The organism is Pseudomonas mosselii (genome assembly GCF_003205295.1).
Lineage (GTDB): Bacteria > Pseudomonadota > Gammaproteobacteria > Pseudomonadales > Pseudomonadaceae > Aquipseudomonas > Aquipseudomonas mosselii_B.
Genome location: NZ_QJRP01000016.1, coordinates 80,027 through 96,608, shown reverse-complemented (window position 1 = coordinate 96,608; position 16,582 = coordinate 80,027). Strand labels below are relative to the sequence as shown.

Below are 16,582 nucleotides of genomic sequence, written 5' to 3'. Positions count from 1 at the left end.
TCCGCCAGGATCGCCCCCGTTACCGGCCGGGCGACCTGTATTCAATACCGAGGTTAGCCATGTCCACCACTCCCGCCACCCCAAAGGTCGGCTTCGTTTCCCTGGGTTGCCCCAAGGCCCTGGTCGATTCCGAGCGCATCCTGACCCAGCTGCGCATGGAAGGCTATGAAGTCGTGCCCACCTACGAGGATGCCGACGTGGTGGTGGTCAACACCTGCGGCTTCATCGACAGCGCCAAGGCCGAGTCGCTGGAAGTGATCGGCGAGGCAATCAAGGAAAACGGCAAGGTCATCGTCACTGGCTGCATGGGTGTCGAGGAAGGCAACATCCGCGATGTGCACCCCAGCGTGCTGTCGGTCAGCGGCCCCCAGCAGTACGAGCAGGTGGTCAACGCCGTGCACGAAGTAGTGCCGCCACGCCAGGACCACAACCCGCTGATCGACCTGGTGCCACCGCAGGGCGTCAAGCTGACCCCGCGCCACTACGCCTACCTGAAGATTTCCGAAGGCTGCAACCACAGCTGCAGCTTCTGCATCATCCCGTCGATGCGCGGCAAGCTGGTCAGTCGCCCGGTCGGTGAAGTGCTGAGCGAGGCCGAGCGCCTGGTCAAGGCCGGCGTCAAGGAGATCCTGGTGATCTCCCAGGACACCAGCGCCTACGGCGTCGACGTCAAGTACAAGACCGACTTCTGGAACGGCCGCCCGGTCAAGACCCGCATGCTCGAGCTGTGCGAGGCCCTGAGCAGCCTGGGTGCCTGGGTGCGTCTGCACTATGTCTATCCGTACCCGAACGTCGACGACGTGATCCCGCTGATGGCCGCCGGCAAGATCCTGCCGTACCTGGACATTCCGTTCCAGCACGCCAGCCCCAAGGTGCTCAAGTCGATGAAGCGCCCGGCCTTCGAAGACCGCACCCTGGCGCGCATCAAGAGTTGGCGCGAGCAATGCCCTGAGCTGGTGATCCGTTCGACCTTCATCGTCGGCTTCCCCGGCGAGACCGAAGAGGACTTCCAGTACCTGCTCGACTGGCTGACCGAAGCCCAGCTCGACCGCGTCGGCTGCTTCCAGTATTCGCCGGTCGAAGGCGCCCCGGCCAACGACCTGGGCCTGGATGAAGTGCCGGACGACGTCAAGCAGGAACGCTGGGACCGCTTCATGGCGCACCAGCAGGCGATCAGCGCCGCGCGCCTGCAGCAGCGTATCGGCAAGGAGATCGAAGTGCTGATCGACGAAGTCGAGGAACAGGGCTCGGTCGGCCGCAGCTTCTTCGACGCGCCGGAAATCGACGGCAGCGTGTTCATCGACGGCGACCACGGCTTCAAGCCGGGCGACAAGGTCCGTTGCCGCATCGTCGATGCCGACGAGTACGACATGTGGGCCGAGCCCGTCTGAGCGATGTTCGCCTGAAGATACCCCGCCCACTGGCGGGGTATTTTTTTGCATCTATGTTTTCCTCAATGGCCCCGAGGATCACAGGATGTCGCCCACCGTCACGCTGCAAACGCCCCACCTGAGTGACTACCCCGAACTGGTGCGGGTGTGGGAGGCATCTGTGCGCGCCACCCACGACTTCCTGCCCGACGGCTACATCGTGCTGCTGCGCGAGCACGTGCTGCGCAAGTACCTCGACGCGGTGATGCTGGTCTGCTGCAAGGATGACAGGCGACGCATCCTCGGTTTCGCCGGCGTGGCCAATGGCCGTGTCGACATGCTCTTCGTCGCGCCGGAGCACCGTGGCCAGGGTATCGGCCAGCGCCTGCTGAGACACGCGGTAAGCGAGCTCAACGCAGAACGCCTGGACGTCAACGAGCAGAACCCGCAGGCCCTGGGTTTCTACCTGCACGAGGGCTTCGAGGTGTACGGACGCTCTGAAACCGACGGCCTGGGACAGCCCTATCCCCTGCTGCATATGAGGCTAGTTCGTACAACGTCCTAGGACAAAAGCCAAGGAAACCACCACCCCGCTCCGAAATGGCGGAAATGACATCGATTTGCAGCCGCTAACCTGCGCAGGCAGGTACAATGAAAGCTTTCCCTGCCGCGTGATGCCCGTGTCCATGTCCGAACCCATTCGTCTTTCCAAACACCTCATCGAACAGCTTGGCTGCTCTCGCCGAGAGGCCGAACTGTACATTGAAGGAGGCTGGGTCACGGTCGATGGCGAGGTGGTCGAGCAGCCGCAGTTCAAGGTCGCCGGGCACCGCGTCGAACTGCTCCCGGGGGCCCGCGCCGAAACGCTGGAGCCGGTGACCCTGCTGCTCAACCAGCAGGCCGGACAGGACGCCGCCAGCGCCCAGGCGGGCATGAACATGGCCAGCCTCAGCGAAGCACACCGCGAAGGCGTGCGCCCGTTGCACGGGCATTTCGCCCGCCAGGCCTGTGTCGCTCCGCTACTGCCCGGCGCCAGCGGCCTGCAACTGTTCACCCAGGATTGGCGGGTGACCCGCAAGCTCGACGCCGACCTGCGCCGCATGGAGCAGGAATACATTGTCCAGGTCAGCGGCCAGGCCAAGCCGGGGGCTCTCGACCGCCTGGCCCGCGGTGTCGAGCGCAAGGGCGTCGAACTGCCGAAGGCCAAGGCCAGCTGGCAGAACGAGCAACACCTGCGCATGGTCCTGAAGAACCCGCAGCCCGGGTTGATCGAACAACTGTGCGAGACCGCCGGCCTCAAGGTCCTGGCGATGCGCCGCATTCGCCTGGGCGGCGTGTCGATGGGCAAGCTGCCAGTGGGCCAGTGGCGCTATGTGGCCGCCACCGAACGCTTTTAGCATTACCGCCGCGCAATGACTGACGCGGCAACAGAACAGGATTCGCTGCAATGAACCACAACGATGTACTGCGCAGCCTGCGCTACATGCTCAAGGCCAACGACCAGAAGCTGGCCGAGATCATCAAGCTCTCGGGCCTGGAGGTTTCGGTCGAGGCCATCGCCGGCTACGTCAAGAAGGAAGAGGAACCCGGCTTCGTGCGCTGCCCGGAGAAGGTCATGGCGCACTTCCTCGACGGCCTGGTAATCCACCGTCGCGGCCGTGACGACAGCCGTCCAGCGCAGCCGATCGAAGTGCCGGTGACCAACAACACCGTGCTCAAGAAGCTGCGGGTGGCCTTCGAGCTGAAGGAGGACGACCTGCACGCGGTGCTCAAGTCGGTCAACTTCCCGGTGTCCAAGCCCGAGCTGAGCGCGCTGTTCCGCAAGGTCGGCCACGACAACTACCGCCCCTGCGGCGACCAGTTGCTGCGCAACTTCCTCAAGGGCCTGACCCTTCGCGTGCGCGGCTGAGCCAGGATGCAGCATACCGTCTCGCCGGTCGGCATTGTCCGCTCCTGTTTCAAGGAGAAGTTCGCCATCCCGCGCCAGCCCCAGCTGGCGCCGGCCGCCCGTGGCGTGCTGGAGCTGCTGCCGCCCTTTGACCAGGGCGATGCCGTCGAAGGGCTGGAGCAGGTCAGTCATGTGTGGCTGCTGTTCCTGTTCCACCAGGCACTGGAAGACAAGCCACGCCTGAAAGTGCGTCCACCGCGCCTGGGCGGCAACAAGAGCATGGGAGTGTTCGCCACCCGGGCCACCCACCGGCCCAATGGCATCGGTCAGTCGGTGGTGCGCCTGGAAGGCGTCGAGCCGGGGCGTCTGCTGCTGTCGGGGATCGACCTGCTGGACGGCACCCCGGTGCTGGATATCAAGCCTTATGTGCCCTATGCGGACAGCATTGCCGGCGCGAGCAACCTGATGGCCAATGATGCACCAGAGGCGATTGCCGTCGAATGGAGCGAAAGCGCCCTGCCCCAAGCCCGCGACCATGCACTGCGCCTGGATCAGCCACTGGTGGAGCTGATCGAACAGTGTCTTGCGCAGGACCCGCGACCGGCCTACCAGGTACCGCCTGCGGAGCGGGTCTACGGGGTAAAGTTCTGGGATGTGCAAGTCAGGTGGCACTACCCGCAACCGGATCGGATCCGGGTGCTGGAAGTGGTGCGGGAAAGCTGAAGCTCTTTCGTTTTCAGGCCAGGCCTCTTCGCGGGTAAACCCGCTCCCACAGGTTGCGCAAAATCTGTGGGAGCGGGTTTACCCGCGAAGAGGCCGGCACCGCCAACCTAGATCCTGCAGGCATAAAAAAACGCAGACTCAGGTCTGCGTTTTTCGTTACTACGATTCGCCTTACTTCTCGACGAACGCACGCTCGATCAGGTAGTCACCCGGCTCGCGCATGCGCGCGGAGATCTTCAGGCCGAAGCTGTCCAGCACTTCGCTGGTCTCGTCGAGCATGCTCGGGCTGCCGCAGATCATCGCGCGGTCGTCCTGCGGGTTGATCGGTGGCAGGCCGATGTCACTGAACAGCTTGCCGCTGCGCATCAGGTCGGTCAGGCGGCCCTGGTTCTCGAACGGCTCGCGGGTCACGGTCGGGTAGTAGATCAGCTTGTCGCGCACGGATTCTCCGAAGAACTCGTTCTGCGGCAGGTGCTCAGTGATGAACTCACGATAGGCCACTTCGTTGACGTAGCGCACGCCGTGGACCAGGATCACTTTCTCGAAGCGCTCGTAGGTCTCCGGGTCCTGGATGACGCTCATGAACGGCGCCAGGCCAGTGCCGGTGCTCAGCAGGTACAGGTGCTTGCCCGGGTTGAGGTCGTCGAGCACCAGGGTACCGGTAGGCTTCTTGCTGATGATGATCTCGTCGCCTTCCTTCAGGTGCTGCAGCTGCGAGGTCAGCGGGCCGTCCGGCACCTTGATGCTGAAGAACTCCAGGTGCTCTTCCCAGTTCGGCGAGGCGATGGAGTAGGCGCGCATGAGCGGACGGCCGCTTTCCTGCTGCAGGCCGATCATCACGAACTGACCGTTCTCGAAGCGCAGGCCCGGGTCGCGGGTGCACTTGAAGCTGAACAGGGTGTCGTTCCAGTGGTGCACACTGAGGACACGTTCGTGGTTCATGTTGCTCATCGATGGGGCTCCTGAAGGAAAACGCGGCGCGCGCAAGACGCGCAGTTGCGCGATAGTTTAGGGGCAGCGACAATATCTGTTAACTGAATTATCAAGATATGTGTTATCGGTTATATAGATATGCGATTCACACTTCGTCAACTCCAGGTCTTCGTCGCCGTCGCCCAGCACCAGAGCGTGTCCCGGGCCGCCGGCGTCCTCGCCTTGTCGCAATCTGCGGCAAGTACATCGATCACCGAACTGGAGCGCCAGTCCAGCTGCCAGCTGTTCGACCGTGCCGGCAAGCGCCTGAGCCTCAACGCTCTGGGCCACCAGTTGCTGCCCCAGGCCGTGGCCCTGCTCGACCAGGCCAAGGAAATCGAAGACCTGCTCAACGGCAAGTCAGGGTTCGGCTCGCTGGCTGTCGGCGCCACGTTGACCATCGGCAACTACCTGGCCACCCTGCTGATCGGCAGCTTCATGCAGGTGCACCCGGAAAGCCAGGTCAAGCTGCACGTGCAGAACACTGCGCATATCGTGCAACAGGTCGCCCACTATGAAATTGACCTGGGTCTAATCGAAGGCGACTGCAACCACCCCGATCTCGAGGTGCAGCCCTGGGTGGAGGATGAACTGGTGGTGTTCTGCGCGCCCCAGCATCCCCTGGCCAAGGTCGGCCATGCCGGTATCGAGCAGTTGTCCCATGAAGCCTGGATCCTGCGCGAGCAGGGCTCGGGCACGCGCCTGACCTTCGACCAGGCCATGCGCCATCACCGCGCCAACCTGAACATCCGCCTGGAGCTGGAACACACCGAAGCGATCAAGCGCGCCGTGGAGTCGGGCCTGGGCATCGGCTGCATCTCGCGCCTGGCCCTGCGCGACGCCTTCCGTCGTGGCAGCCTGGTGCCGGTGGAGACCCCGGCCCTGGACCTGGCGCGGCAGTTCTACTTCATCTGGCACAAGCAGAAGTATCAGACCTCGGCCATGCGCGAATTTCTCGAGCTGTGCCGCAGCTTCACCGCCGGCGTGCGGCGCAGCGACGAGATCGTGCTGCCACCGATCGCCTGAAGGCTCAACCGAGCAGGATCACGCCCCAGACCGCCGCGACCATGCTCATGGCCACCAGCTGCGCGGCGCTGCCCATGTCCTTGGCGTTCTTCGACAGTGGGTGGCGGTCGAGGGAAATGCGGTCGATGGCCGCCTCCACCGCCGAATTGAGCAACTCGACGATCAGCCCCAGCAGGCACACGGCAATGAGGATCGCCCGCTCACCGCGGCTGACTGGCAGCCAGAAGGCCAGCGGCACCAGCACCACGTTGAGCAGCACCAACTGACGGAAGGCGGCCTCGCCCTTGAAGGCGGTGCGCAGGCCGTCCAGCGAGTAGCCAGCGGCGTTGACGATACGTTTGAGGCCGGTCTGGCCTTTGAATGGCGACATGTGTGTCCGTCACTTCACCGGAGATAAGGCCGGCAGGCTATTCCAACCGGAGTCAAAAAAGCGTGAATGCACAGGTACTTAGCTGGCCGAAACCGATTCAAGTTGTTGCAGCAGCAGCGCCGCCTGGGTTCGCGTGCGCACCCCCAGCTTGCGGAAGATCGCCGTCACGTGGGCCTTGATGGTCGCCTCGGAAACGTTCAGTTCATAGGCGATCTGCTTGTTCAGCAGCCCTTCGCAGACCATGGTCAGCACGCGGAACTGCTGCGGGGTAAGACTGGCCAAACCTTCGCTGGCGGCCTTGGCCTCGGCCGACACATCGACCTTGTCGAAGGCCTGCGGCGGCCACCAGACATCGCCGTCGAGCACGTTGCGCACCGCTTCCTGGATCTTGCCCAGCTCGCTGGACTTGGGAATGAAGCCGCTGGCGCCGAATTCGCGGGACTTGACCACGACTGCCGCCTCTTCCTGGGCCGAAACCATCACCACCGGGATCTGCGGGTACTGGCCGCGCAGCAGGACCAGGCCGGAGAAGCCATAGGCGCCGGGCATGTTCAGGTCCAGCAGGACCAGGTCCCAGTCGGCTTTCTCGGTGAGGCTGGTTTCCAGTTCGGCGATGCTCGCCACCTCGACCAGGCGCACGTCCGGGCCCAGGCCGAGGGTAACGGCCTGGCGCAGTGCGCTGCGAAACAGCGGGTGGTCATCGGCAATCAGGATTTCGTATGTGGCCATCGATCTATGGATCCTGTTCTGTGCCAGGCGCAGGGGATACGGGAGACGCCTGGCGGGCAACTCATGGCGCGAACGGCAGGGCCGCCGGCCGGGATGGCACGGCGAAGTCCGGGGTAACAGCAGCTTCGTCGTGCCCGAAGCGGCGCCAAGGATGCCGAGCACGCCCCGGGTGGTCAAGCCAATTGCCCGGTCGAACCCGCCTACCCTGGCTGCCAGCCCCGACAGTATGAACCAATCCGTCGCGCCTGCCCCTTGGACTATAGGAAGGTATGCAAACGCTGGTGGACCTCGTCCTGCTCGTCCAGCGGCAGGCGCCGCTTGCCGCTCAGGTAGTGCAGGCTGAAGACGTCCAGGTAAGCGTCCAGGGCCTGCGAGGCCTGGCCGTCACCGGCCAGTTCCAGGCACATGGCGGCCACTTCGGCGGTGCAGAAGTGATCGTCGCGCTTGGAACGGCGCAGGCGGTAGCGCGACATCTGCTCCGGTTGCAGGCTCAGCACCGGGAAGCGGTCGAGGTACGGGCTCTTGCGGAACATCTTGCGCGCCTCGGTCCAGGTGGCGTCGAGCAAGATGAACAACGGGCGCTTGCCCGGTTCCCGCACGACCTCGCTGACCACCCGATCTTCCTTGACGAACTCGCCCGGAAAGACGATGTAGGGCTGCCAGCGGGGGTCGTCCAGCAGCGCCAGCAGACTCTCGTCCACCGAGGTGCGCAGCCAGCCGAAGGCCGAGGTGTCCTCGATCACATCGGCGATCAGCCAACCGGTGTTGGTCGGCTTCAATGGCTCGGTGTCGTGCATCAGCAGGCACATGCCGGACTCGGCCGGCACCCGGGGTTTCCAGGCGCACAGGCAGTGCGTGGCGATCACCCGGCAATCCGGGCAGCGCTCGGCGCGCGAGCCTCGAGCGACAAAGGGTTTGATGCTGCGCGCCAGGCGCTCGGCGCGCAGGCGCGCTACCGCGTGGCTCATGGCAACAGGCCTTGGCAGGGAAGTGGGAGGGGCACGGCGACAACTCGATGAAAACAAGGCGGCCAGTCTACCAGAGCCCACGTCATTTGCCGTGCAGCCAACGGCGCCGCTCCTTTATAATCGCAAGCTCTGGCGGCCTGGAAACCCTGCGGTTTCATGGAACGCCGCCCGCCGGCGCTGGTCAAAGCGCCAGTCATCGAACCAGGAGAGATCCATGCTGCGTCTTATCGTCCCGACCCTGAGCCTGCTGCTCGCCCTGCCGCTGGCCGCCCAGGCTGCGTCCAAGCAGGAGTACGAGCTGAACCAGATGCTGCAGAAGGTCGCCAAGGAAAGCAGCGTCGGCACCCCAAGGGCCATCAACGAAGACATCCTCGACCAGGGCTACACCGTCGAAGGCAAGGCACTGGTCAATCACCTGAGCGTACGCCAGGAGCACGCCCAGCGCATGCAGGGCAATCCCGCGCAGGTTCGCAGCCAGCTGGGTGACAGCGTGTGCCGCAACAACGGCTACCGCCAGCTGATGTCCAAGGGCGCCGTGATGGTCTACCGCTTCACTGTCTACAAGACCAACCAGCCGGTCATGGACCAGGCCTTCGACGCCGCCAGCTGCGCGGCCGGCAACAAGAAGAAGTGATTCAGGCCAACTGATCGCTGTTTCTGGCGCGCCGCTGCTCATCATCGGCGCGCAATTCGGCCAGCAGGGCCTGCAGGTAACGCGAATGCGCCTCGGCCCCCTGCAGCCGGCGCAGGCACTCCCCCTCAAGGCTCAGGTGATGAGCCTTGGCCTCGTGCTCGAGCAACTGCAACAGTTGCCCATCCACCTCGATCACCAGCCGGTGCATACCGCCACCTCGCTGTATCGCCCTGCTGCCTCCAGTTAACCAAAGCCCCGCCTTCACTGGTTTCTGCCTGACCGGCGGTAACGCGCGTCTGTGGCGGCACGATGCCGCGCCAGCGTCTAGATTGATAACGAGTACCCATAACAACGACAACGCGATGGAATTGCCACTGCAACATGGCCTTGAAGGCCCACTGCAACGCTCGGGGGGCACACTCGAGCCACAGCAGCCAGCGACACACGCAGTGTCGCGGCCGGGACACGCCATCGACCCGGTCAGAGGTTTTGCTGCAGAAGGAGACGTTGAATGCCTTACCAATCGAACGAGCAGCTGTTCACCTATTTCAGGGACAACGGCATCGACCTGAGCAAGATTGACGAACAACTGCAACTGGTCGCGCCGAACAGCCCCAACCTGCCGCTGTACCGCGACATGCTGCTGACCGTGCTGCGCATGGCCCACGACGATCGCAACCGCTGGAACGCCAAGATCACCCTGCAGGCCCTGCGCGAGCTGGACCACTCCTTCCGCACCCTCGAGCACTACAAGGGGCGGCGCAAAGTAACCGTATTCGGCTCGGCGCGTACGCCGCTGGAGCACCCCATGTACGCCCTGGCGCGGGAACTGGGCGCAACACTGGCGCGTTCGGACCTGATGGTCATCACCGGCGCCGGTGGAGGCATCATGGCGGCCGCCCACGAAGGCGCGGGCACCGACCACAGCCTGGGCTTCAACATCACCCTGCCGTTCGAACAGCACGCCAATGCCACGGTCAACGGCAGCGACAAGCTGCTGCCATTCCACTTTTTCTTCATTCGCAAGCTGTTCTTCGTCAAGGAAGCCGATGCACTGGTGCTCTGCCCGGGTGGCTTCGGCACCCTCGACGAGGCACTGGAGGTACTGACGCTGATCCAGACCGGCAAGAGCCCGTTGGTGCCGGTAGTGCTGCTCGACTCGCCCGGCGGCAGTTTCTGGCAGGACGCCCTGGGCTTCATCAGTCGCCAGCTCGAAGAGAACCGCTACATCCTGCCCAGCGACCTCAAGCTGGTACGCCTGGTGCACAGCGCTGACGAGGCAGTCGAGGAGATCAACCAGTTCTACAGCAACTACCACTCCAGCCGCTGGCTGAAGAGCCAGTTCGTGATCCGCATGCACCACCCCTTGAGCGAGGCGGCCCTGCATGATGTTGAAGAAGGCTTCGCCGACCTGCGCCTGAGCGGCAGGTACCACCAGCAACCGGACAGCGGCGCCGAACACGAGGAAGGCAACTTCAGCCACCTGACGCGCCTGACCTTCGCCTTCAACGGCCGCGACCAGGGGCGCCTGCGCGAACTGGTGGACTTCATCAACCTGCCGGAAAACTGGGCCAAACCCCAGCCGATGCACACCACCCAGCGCGCCCGGGAAGCGTTGCGGGTCAGCTGAACGCAAAATGCCCTGTACGGCTGACACGCATGGGCGTCAACCGTACAGGGCATCAATAATCATCGAGATCGCGTCCGCTGAGCAGCCGACCGATCATGTCCATGGGGAAACCACGGTAGGCGAGAAAACGCGTCTGCTGCGCCCGGCTGCGTGGATCTTGCGGGTGTTGCCCGGAGAACTTGCGCTGCCAGACATCGCGCAGTTGCGTCGCCCAGTCCACTTCGCTGTCGCGCAGGGCCTGGTCGATATCGCCGCGGTTCAGACCACGCTGACCAAGTTCCTCGCGAATTCGCGCGGGGCCGTAGCCGGCACTGGACCGATAGCGAATGAAACTCTCCAGATAACGGGCCTCACTGAGCAACCCTTCTTCGGCCAGCCGATCGAGCGCAGGCTCGATCAGCTCATCCGGAGCACCGCGCTGACGCAGCTTGCGGGTCAGCTCGACGCGACCATGCTCGCGGCGTGCGAGCAGGTCCATGGCTGTCCGCCGAACGGCGACGGGGGTGTCGAGTACGACGGACATGGAGGCAGATCAATAACCGGCGTCGGCGTCAGCCAGGTCGTCGGCATCGGCTTCGGCTGCACCGGCCTTGGCGGCAGCTGCTGCAGCGGCGGCGGCACCAGCGGTCAGCAGCTTGTCGCGAATCTGCTTCTCGATTTCGCTGCCGATGGCCGGGTTCTCTTGCAGGTACTTGGCGGCGTTGGCCTTGCCTTGACCGATCTTGTTGCCCTGGTAGCTGTACCAGGCACCGGATTTTTCCACCAGGCCTTGGGACACACCCAGGTCGATGATCTCGCCGTTACGGTAGATGCCCTTGCCGTAGAGGATCTGGAATTCGGCCTGACGGAACGGCGGCGAAACCTTGTTCTTGACGATCTTGACGCGGGTTTCGCTGCCGACCACTTCGTCGCCTTCCTTGACCGCGCCGGTACGGCGGATGTCCAGGCGCACCGAGGCGTAGAACTTCAGGGCGTTACCACCGGTGGTGGTTTCCGGGCTGCCGAACATCACGCCGATCTTCATGCGGATCTGGTTGATGAAGATGACCAGGCAGTTGGCGTTCTTGATGTTACCGGTGATCTTGCGCAGGGCCTGAGACATCAGGCGGGCCTGCAGGCCGACGTGCATGTCGCCCATCTCGCCTTCGATCTCGGCCTTCGGTACCAGGGCGGCCACGGAGTCTACGATGATCACGTCGACGGCGTTGGAGCGCACCAGCATGTCGGTGATTTCCAGGGCTTGTTCGCCGGTGTCCGGCTGCGAGACCAGCAGGTCGTCGACGTTGACGCCCAGCTTGCCGGCGTACTCAGGGTCAAGGGCGTGCTCGGCGTCGACGAAGGCGCAGGTGGCGCCGTTCTTTTGGGCTTCGGCGATGACCGACAGGGTCAGCGTGGTTTTACCCGAGGATTCCGGGCCGTAGATCTCGACGATACGGCCTTTCGGCAGACCGCCGATGCCCAGGGCGATGTCCAGGCCCAGGGAGCCGGTGGAGATGGCGGGGATGGCCTGGCGCTCGTGGTCGCCCATGCGCATGACCGCGCCCTTGCCGAATTGGCGTTCGATTTGACCCAGGGCCGCAGCCAAGGCGCGCTTCTTGTTGTCGTCCATTGAAATCCTCACGTGTTCGACGTGGCCCTGACGGCCGGAATAACTGTATAAGTAGCCAGTATTATTCCACAGCGATTCGTTTCCGCAAACCCCCGTCGGGCGATTTACTCCGCGCCAAGCTGTAACAAGCCGTCTAACGCGGCGATCACCGTCTGTCGGCGCACCGCTTCACGGTCGCCGTCGAAGTGCCGGCGCTCGCTGCTCACATGGGTTCCGTCGGCCCAGGCCAGCCACACCGTGCCCACAGGCTTGGCCGGCGAACCGCCGTCTGGCCCGGCCACGCCGCTGACCGCCACGCCGAAGCGCGCCCCGCTGGCGGCCTGGGCGCCCCGCACCATGGCCTCGACCACTTCCTGGCTGACCGCCCCCACTTGGGCGAACAGCGCCTCGGGGACGCCCAACTGGCGGGTTTTCTGGGCATTGGAATAGGTGACGTAGCCCGCTTCGAACCAGGCCGAACTGCCGGGGATACGGGTGATGGCCTCGGCGACACCGCCGCCGGTGCAGGACTCGGCGGTGGTCACCTGGGCGTTGAAGCGCCGAAGGTGTTCGCCCAGGCGGGTGGAGAGTACGGTGATCGGGTCCATGACGGGCTCCTTCTGGGAATGGGCTCTACCCTAACATCCTGGAGACTTGTCCAGACATCGTGCCAGCCATCCGGCCGGGTAATGGACAAAAAGCAGGTAGCTCACGCACAGCAGGTATTCCAATGCCATCAGCATGGTCGCGGCAAAGAACGCAAACAGCGCCGGGTTCACACCGACCCAGCTGAACTTCCTGCGGTGATGGGCAAAGTCCACATAGGTGAAGTAGTTGTAATGGACCATGAATGCGACGAGCGCGGCCCAACCGAGGTACAGCAACAGGTAGCGATGCCAGGCAAGGACGGGCAAGCGCGCTGGCAACCCGGCACCGGGCTGCAGGAAGATCACGGCAAGTACGGCGGCGAACACGGGGGCGGCAATCGCGATGTAATTGGCGATGGCCATGGATTCAAGCGGAAAGTTCGATGACCAGGGGCCTACACGCCCCAGCAGGTCCTCTAGCAGAAACCGCTCGAGCATGGCCGGCAGCGGGCCTTGGGCCTGGGTTGGCAACCACAGGGCGATGGCGAAGATTGGCAGCACGCTCACCGGTATGAGCAGCCACTGGCAGAGCTTGAGCAGTCCAGCCGTTTTAATGGTTTGCATGACATCCTTTTCATTGCGTGCGATAACGTCGACCAGCCCCGGCGGCGCCCTGGGAAGCCCCCGCCAAAGCGCGTCATGTTATCGCCCTGGGTCGCCCTGTCCAGTCCACGCGAGGCTTGGCCGGTCAGCGCGACAGCGCACGGATGTAGGCCTGGCAAGCCCGCAAGGCGATCAGTCCACGGTCGCCGTCGTCGGTGATGGCGACAATTCGTCGAGCATGCGCCGGGTCAAGTCGGGCGCGTACGGGGCCATGATCCACGCCGCCGGCGCCGGCGGCGGCAGGCACTGGGGAACAGGCGGTGTCGCGCTCGACCAGGACCGACAGGCGCAGATCGGCAGTAGCAAGGCGGTCACGCAGGCGAGCCTGAGTCTGTTGGGCATCGGTCAGCTCCTGGAAATGCTTCGTTTCACTGTCGTGCAGGCGTTGTTCGAGGCCCAGGCGTTGATCGCGTTCGGCAAGCAGCAGGCCGTGCAGCGCTTCGGCCTGGTCGAGGCGCTGCTGCACCAGCGCCTGCTCCTGCTCGGCCAGTTGACGCCCGAGGCGCCAGCCCTGCAGTTGCCAGGCCAGCGTCGCGGACACCGCCATCAAACCGATGCACAGCGTCAATTGCAGGCGGCTCAGCACAGCACCTCCCGCGCTCGCGCCCACAGCTCGAGCCGTTCCGACAGGCCATTCAGGCCGCCGTTGATATGCCGGGTGATGCGATTAAACTCACCCTGGTCGGCCAGGGCGTTGAGCCCGCGCGAGTGCCAGAACCAGGCTGCCGATTCGCAGGCCCAGCGCGGCTGTTCGAGCATCTGCGGTTGCGCCAGCAGGCGTTCGTCGCCGAACAGCGCACGGCTGCAGGCCTGGTAGTTGTTGCGCCCTGTCACCTGGATCAGGCCACGGCCGCAATAGCGCTGGCCGTCACCATCGGCTTCGGGGGTGTTGCCCAGGCGCAGGGCCAGGCTGCCGGTATCGTAGCGGGCCAGGTAGCGGTCGCTGCCCAGCTCCTTGACGTAGCGTAACTGGCCGGACTCATGGCCGACCTGGGCCAGGAACGCGGCAATGCGCTTGGGGTGGTCGATCTCCCAGTTGGCCATGGCCGTGTTCAGCGCCGGCAGGAAGGCGGTGACGCGCTGGCCGGCGAGCGGGTAGATCTGTTTGAGTTGCTGTTCAGTGAGCGGCATCGGTGCATTCTCCATTGCGGTCTGATCGAAAGGCGGCCGGTGCCGCCTGTGGCTCGCTCATGGGCGATGGCTCGAAGCGCATGGCTTTCACAGGGGTCAAGGTGTGGCGACCACCGCACCTGATCTGGAGCTCGGAAACAGGGTGATGCGAACCGGCAAGCGGCGACTATAGGGAGCGCCGCCGCCGGCAGGCACCGGGAAACCCTCTCCGCCCGGTCTCAGGCCTTGGGTGAACCCGTCCGCCGAGGCGCGGAACCCTTGGCCTTGGCCTTGCCCTGGCGACCGCCGTTGCACTGCACGGTGGTGCGCCAGCCACTGCTGGTGAATACCTGCTCGACCGATTCGATCAGGTAGTGGCCATCGAGCCCGGCCAGGAAGCCCTGGACATCGATGGCGCGCTCGGCGAACAGATCGGTGCGCCCGGGCATGTCCAGGCGTACGCTGGCGGTGTCGCGGTTGAAGCTGGCCAGGCGGGCGCGGGCGGCCTGTTCCGCCGCCGCGCGATTGGGGTACAGGTGGCGGTCGGTGTAGACCGGCTGAAGGCCGTCCGGCGCATCGCCATTGACCAGTTCCACCGCTTGCAGGCGCCCGCTGGCGCTGTCCTGGTGGCGGGTCCTGACGGCCTTGTGGGTACTCTTGTCGGCCAGGCGAAACTGCCACTGGCTGACCTCGCTACGGGCAATGCCTACCACATCCAGGGGCTTGCCGCTGGCGCTCTGGCCACCCTGGCGTGGCAGCACCAGCAGCTGGCCGTTGGCGAGCTTGGCGGTGCAGTCGTGCTGGCGCGCCAGGCGAGTGATGAAGTTGAAGTCCGACTCGCTGTACTGGTCGACCCGCGGCACCTGCACGGCCAACGGGCACACGGCCTGCCAGCCATTGCGGGCACCGATCTCGGCGACGATGCGCTGCAGCGTCGCGTTCTCCCAGCTGCCGCTGCGAATGGTCTTGCCACTGCCGCGCAGGTCGCTGGCCTTGCCGCGGATCACCAGGGTGTCCGGCGGGCCGGACAGCTCGACCTCATCCACCGTGTAGCGGCCCAGACGGTTCAACGGCTGCCCGGCGTAACCCAGGTGCACTTCGAGCATTGCACCCCTGGCTGGCAAGGCCAGGGCGCCGTCCCGCGCATCGAGGCGCAGTTCGAACTCATCGGACTCCAGGCCCGGCTTGTCGGTGGTGCGCAGCAGCAGCAAACGGTCGTTGATCAGGGTGGTGATATCGTTGCCATCGGCGGTGATACGAAATTGGGGTTGCACGATTGAGGCTCCAGATCAGTCCCACAGTTGCACGGTATCGCTCGTCGTCATCGGCAGTTCCGGCAACAGGATCCTCACCCCGGCGCGAAGCGGCTGCGCCTCGTCCGCCAGGCCCTGGTTGGCATCCAGCACGGCCTCGACCGTGCCGGACAGATGGCCGTAGTAGTGCTGGCAAAGGGTGTCGAGCAGGTCACCCTCAGACGTTGTGCAGGTCTTGGCCATAGCTCACGAACTCCAGTGAAAACCCTTGTTTACGCGGAATGCCGCCGGCCAGCAGGACGCTCTGCTCTTCCTCGATGCTGGTCAGGCACCAGGTGCCGAGCACCTCGCCATAACCGGTGATCAACGACAGCGGCAGCAGCTGGCGGCCGATGCTGCGCAGCGTCTGCAACTGGCCGAGGCCGCCCTTGAACCCGGGGAAGATCGCGCCACGGATGTTGATGCTCTCCTCGCCCAGGCTGACCGCCTGCTGGGCGCTCTCGCGGCTCAGGCGTTCCTGCCCGGCCCAGCGGAAGCGCGTCTGCCGGCGCAACTGGTCGAAGGCGGCGGTGTCGAGGTTGAAATAGTACGGCGCCGCGCCCGCCTTGAGCGGTTGCAGCACCAGCAGGTGCGGGAACGGTTTTATCGCTTCGGCGGCGGGCGTCGCCTCGGGCGCGAAGCCCAGCGTCGACAGCACGCTATTGACGGTCGAGCGCACCTCCCCCACCACACGGCGAATCGCCGCACCGGCCTTGGCGGCATGAGCGGCGAAACCGTCGATGCGATCACGCACCTGGCGCACCACCGCCACCGCCTGGTCGTACTTGGCTACCACCTTGGCAACCCGGGCCTGGGCATTGGTGATAGCGCGCATGGTGCGTTGCAGCTTGGCACCGATGATCGGACCAACCACTGGCAAACCTTCCAGTTCGCCCACCGCGCCCTGTATATGGACGATCGCGTCGTTCATCGGATCGAGCATGGCGTCGGCACGCCGACGCCCTGCCTCTCCCGCCTTGACCAGGGCGTGCAGCGTGGCTTGCAGCTGCTCCAGATAGGTCATGGATCCTC

22 protein-coding genes are annotated in these 16,582 nt (G+C 64.6%); 8 read left to right on the top strand and 14 right to left on the bottom strand.

Annotated features, from left to right (window positions below; translation table 11 throughout):
• Window positions 1-59 precede the first annotated feature (59 nt).
• From rimO to tsaA, 5 genes are all read left to right on the top strand, one after another.
• Complete coding sequence (rimO, locus tag DMX06_RS16490; RefSeq protein WP_110738451.1) at window positions 60-1,391, top strand: 30S ribosomal protein S12 methylthiotransferase RimO; 1,332 nt, start codon at window positions 60-62, stop codon at window positions 1,389-1,391.
• Window positions 1,392-1,476: 85 nt separating this feature from the next.
• Entirely contained in the window at window positions 1,477-1,935 is a 459-nt protein-coding gene (locus DMX06_RS16485; protein ID WP_110738450.1) for a GNAT family N-acetyltransferase, read from the top strand.
• Between the two features lie 121 nt (window positions 1,936-2,056).
• Window positions 2,057-2,767, top strand: coding sequence for an rRNA pseudouridine synthase (locus tag DMX06_RS16480; RefSeq protein ID WP_110738449.1), 711 nt, complete (start codon window positions 2,057-2,059; stop codon window positions 2,765-2,767).
• A gap of 50 nt (window positions 2,768-2,817) precedes the next feature.
• Entirely contained in the window at window positions 2,818-3,279 is a 462-nt protein-coding gene (locus DMX06_RS16475) for a DUF1456 family protein (protein WP_110738448.1), read from the top strand.
• A 6-nt stretch (window positions 3,280-3,285) separates the two neighbouring features.
• Window positions 3,286-3,981 carry a tRNA (N6-threonylcarbamoyladenosine(37)-N6)-methyltransferase TrmO gene (gene tsaA, locus DMX06_RS16470; RefSeq protein WP_110738447.1) on the top strand — a complete coding sequence of 232 codons (696 nt, stop codon included), beginning with the start codon at window positions 3,286-3,288 and terminating at the stop codon, window positions 3,979-3,981.
• Window positions 3,982-4,152: 171 nt separating this feature from the next.
• On the opposite strand, the gene fpr is transcribed toward tsaA, so the two are convergent.
• Window positions 4,153-4,932: a ferredoxin-NADP reductase gene (gene fpr, locus DMX06_RS16465; protein WP_110738446.1), complete on the bottom strand. Its 780-nt coding sequence runs from the start codon at window positions 4,930-4,932 to the stop codon at window positions 4,153-4,155.
• Between the two features lie 120 nt (window positions 4,933-5,052).
• On the opposite strand from fpr, the gene finR reads away from it, so the two are divergent.
• A complete protein-coding gene (gene finR / locus DMX06_RS16460) occupies window positions 5,053-5,979 on the top strand; it encodes a LysR family transcriptional regulator FinR (RefSeq protein WP_110738445.1) in 927 nt (308 codons plus the stop codon).
• A gap of 4 nt (window positions 5,980-5,983) precedes the next feature.
• On the opposite strand, the gene DMX06_RS16455 is transcribed toward finR, so the two are convergent.
• The 3 genes from DMX06_RS16455 to DMX06_RS16445 form a co-directional block, all read right to left on the bottom strand.
• On the bottom strand, window positions 5,984-6,349 hold the full coding sequence (locus DMX06_RS16455; protein WP_110738444.1) for a diacylglycerol kinase: 366 nt from the start codon (window positions 6,347-6,349) through the stop codon (window positions 5,984-5,986).
• 78 nt (window positions 6,350-6,427) lie between these two features.
• Entirely contained in the window at window positions 6,428-7,078 is a 651-nt protein-coding gene (erdR, locus tag DMX06_RS16450) for a response regulator transcription factor ErdR (protein WP_110738443.1), read from the bottom strand.
• Window positions 7,079-7,335: 257 nt separating this feature from the next.
• Window positions 7,336-8,046 carry a tRNA-uridine aminocarboxypropyltransferase gene (locus DMX06_RS16445; protein WP_110738442.1) on the bottom strand — a complete coding sequence of 237 codons (711 nt, stop codon included), beginning with the start codon at window positions 8,044-8,046 and terminating at the stop codon, window positions 7,336-7,338.
• 214 nt (window positions 8,047-8,260) lie between these two features.
• Here DMX06_RS16445 and DMX06_RS16440 point away from each other — a divergent pair, with 214 nt between their 5' ends.
• Window positions 8,261-8,680, top strand: coding sequence for a quorum-sensing-regulated virulence factor family protein (locus DMX06_RS16440; RefSeq protein WP_110738441.1), 420 nt, complete (start codon window positions 8,261-8,263; stop codon window positions 8,678-8,680).
• A gap of 1 nt (window position 8,681) precedes the next feature.
• Here the strand turns inward: DMX06_RS16440 and DMX06_RS16435 are convergent, their stop codons facing one another.
• On the bottom strand, window positions 8,682-8,888 hold the full coding sequence (locus DMX06_RS16435; protein WP_110738440.1) for a hypothetical protein: 207 nt from the start codon (window positions 8,886-8,888) through the stop codon (window positions 8,682-8,684).
• Window positions 8,889-9,191: 303 nt separating this feature from the next.
• Here DMX06_RS16435 and DMX06_RS16430 point away from each other — a divergent pair, with 303 nt between their 5' ends.
• Window positions 9,192-10,310, top strand: coding sequence for an LOG family protein (locus tag DMX06_RS16430; RefSeq protein WP_110738439.1), 1,119 nt, complete (start codon window positions 9,192-9,194; stop codon window positions 10,308-10,310).
• 52 nt (window positions 10,311-10,362) lie between these two features.
• On the opposite strand, the gene recX is transcribed toward DMX06_RS16430, so the two are convergent.
• From recX to DMX06_RS16385, 9 genes are all read right to left on the bottom strand, one after another.
• Window positions 10,363-10,833: a recombination regulator RecX gene (gene recX / locus DMX06_RS16425; protein WP_110738438.1), complete on the bottom strand. Its 471-nt coding sequence runs from the start codon at window positions 10,831-10,833 to the stop codon at window positions 10,363-10,365.
• A gap of 9 nt (window positions 10,834-10,842) precedes the next feature.
• Complete coding sequence (gene recA, locus DMX06_RS16420; RefSeq protein ID WP_028690616.1) at window positions 10,843-11,919, bottom strand: recombinase RecA; 1,077 nt, start codon at window positions 11,917-11,919, stop codon at window positions 10,843-10,845.
• Window positions 11,920-12,023: 104 nt separating this feature from the next.
• Window positions 12,024-12,506 carry a CinA family protein gene (locus DMX06_RS16415; protein ID WP_110738437.1) on the bottom strand — a complete coding sequence of 161 codons (483 nt, stop codon included), beginning with the start codon at window positions 12,504-12,506 and terminating at the stop codon, window positions 12,024-12,026.
• Window positions 12,507-12,536: 30 nt separating this feature from the next.
• Complete coding sequence (locus tag DMX06_RS16410) at window positions 12,537-13,109, bottom strand: hypothetical protein (protein WP_110738436.1); 573 nt, start codon at window positions 13,107-13,109, stop codon at window positions 12,537-12,539.
• Between the two features lie 124 nt (window positions 13,110-13,233).
• Window positions 13,234-13,695, bottom strand: coding sequence for a lysis system i-spanin subunit Rz (locus DMX06_RS16405; protein ID WP_110738474.1), 462 nt, complete (start codon window positions 13,693-13,695; stop codon window positions 13,234-13,236).
• A gap of 32 nt (window positions 13,696-13,727) precedes the next feature.
• Window positions 13,728-14,279: a glycoside hydrolase family 19 protein gene (locus DMX06_RS16400; RefSeq protein WP_110738435.1), complete on the bottom strand. Its 552-nt coding sequence runs from the start codon at window positions 14,277-14,279 to the stop codon at window positions 13,728-13,730.
• Between the two features lie 218 nt (window positions 14,280-14,497).
• Window positions 14,498-15,532: a phage late control D family protein gene (locus DMX06_RS16395; RefSeq protein WP_110738434.1), complete on the bottom strand. Its 1,035-nt coding sequence runs from the start codon at window positions 15,530-15,532 to the stop codon at window positions 14,498-14,500.
• Window positions 15,533-15,547: 15 nt separating this feature from the next.
• The gene (locus tag DMX06_RS16390) at window positions 15,548-15,754 is read right to left on the bottom strand and encodes a tail protein X (protein WP_110738433.1); all 207 of its coding nucleotides are present in this window, start codon (window positions 15,752-15,754) and stop codon (window positions 15,548-15,550) included.
• Window positions 15,729-16,574, bottom strand: a complete 846-nt coding sequence (locus DMX06_RS16385; protein ID WP_110738432.1) for a phage tail protein — start codon at window positions 16,572-16,574, stop codon at window positions 15,729-15,731. The genes DMX06_RS16390 and DMX06_RS16385 overlap by 26 nt, the downstream gene beginning before the upstream one ends.
• Window positions 16,575-16,582 lie beyond the last annotated feature (8 nt).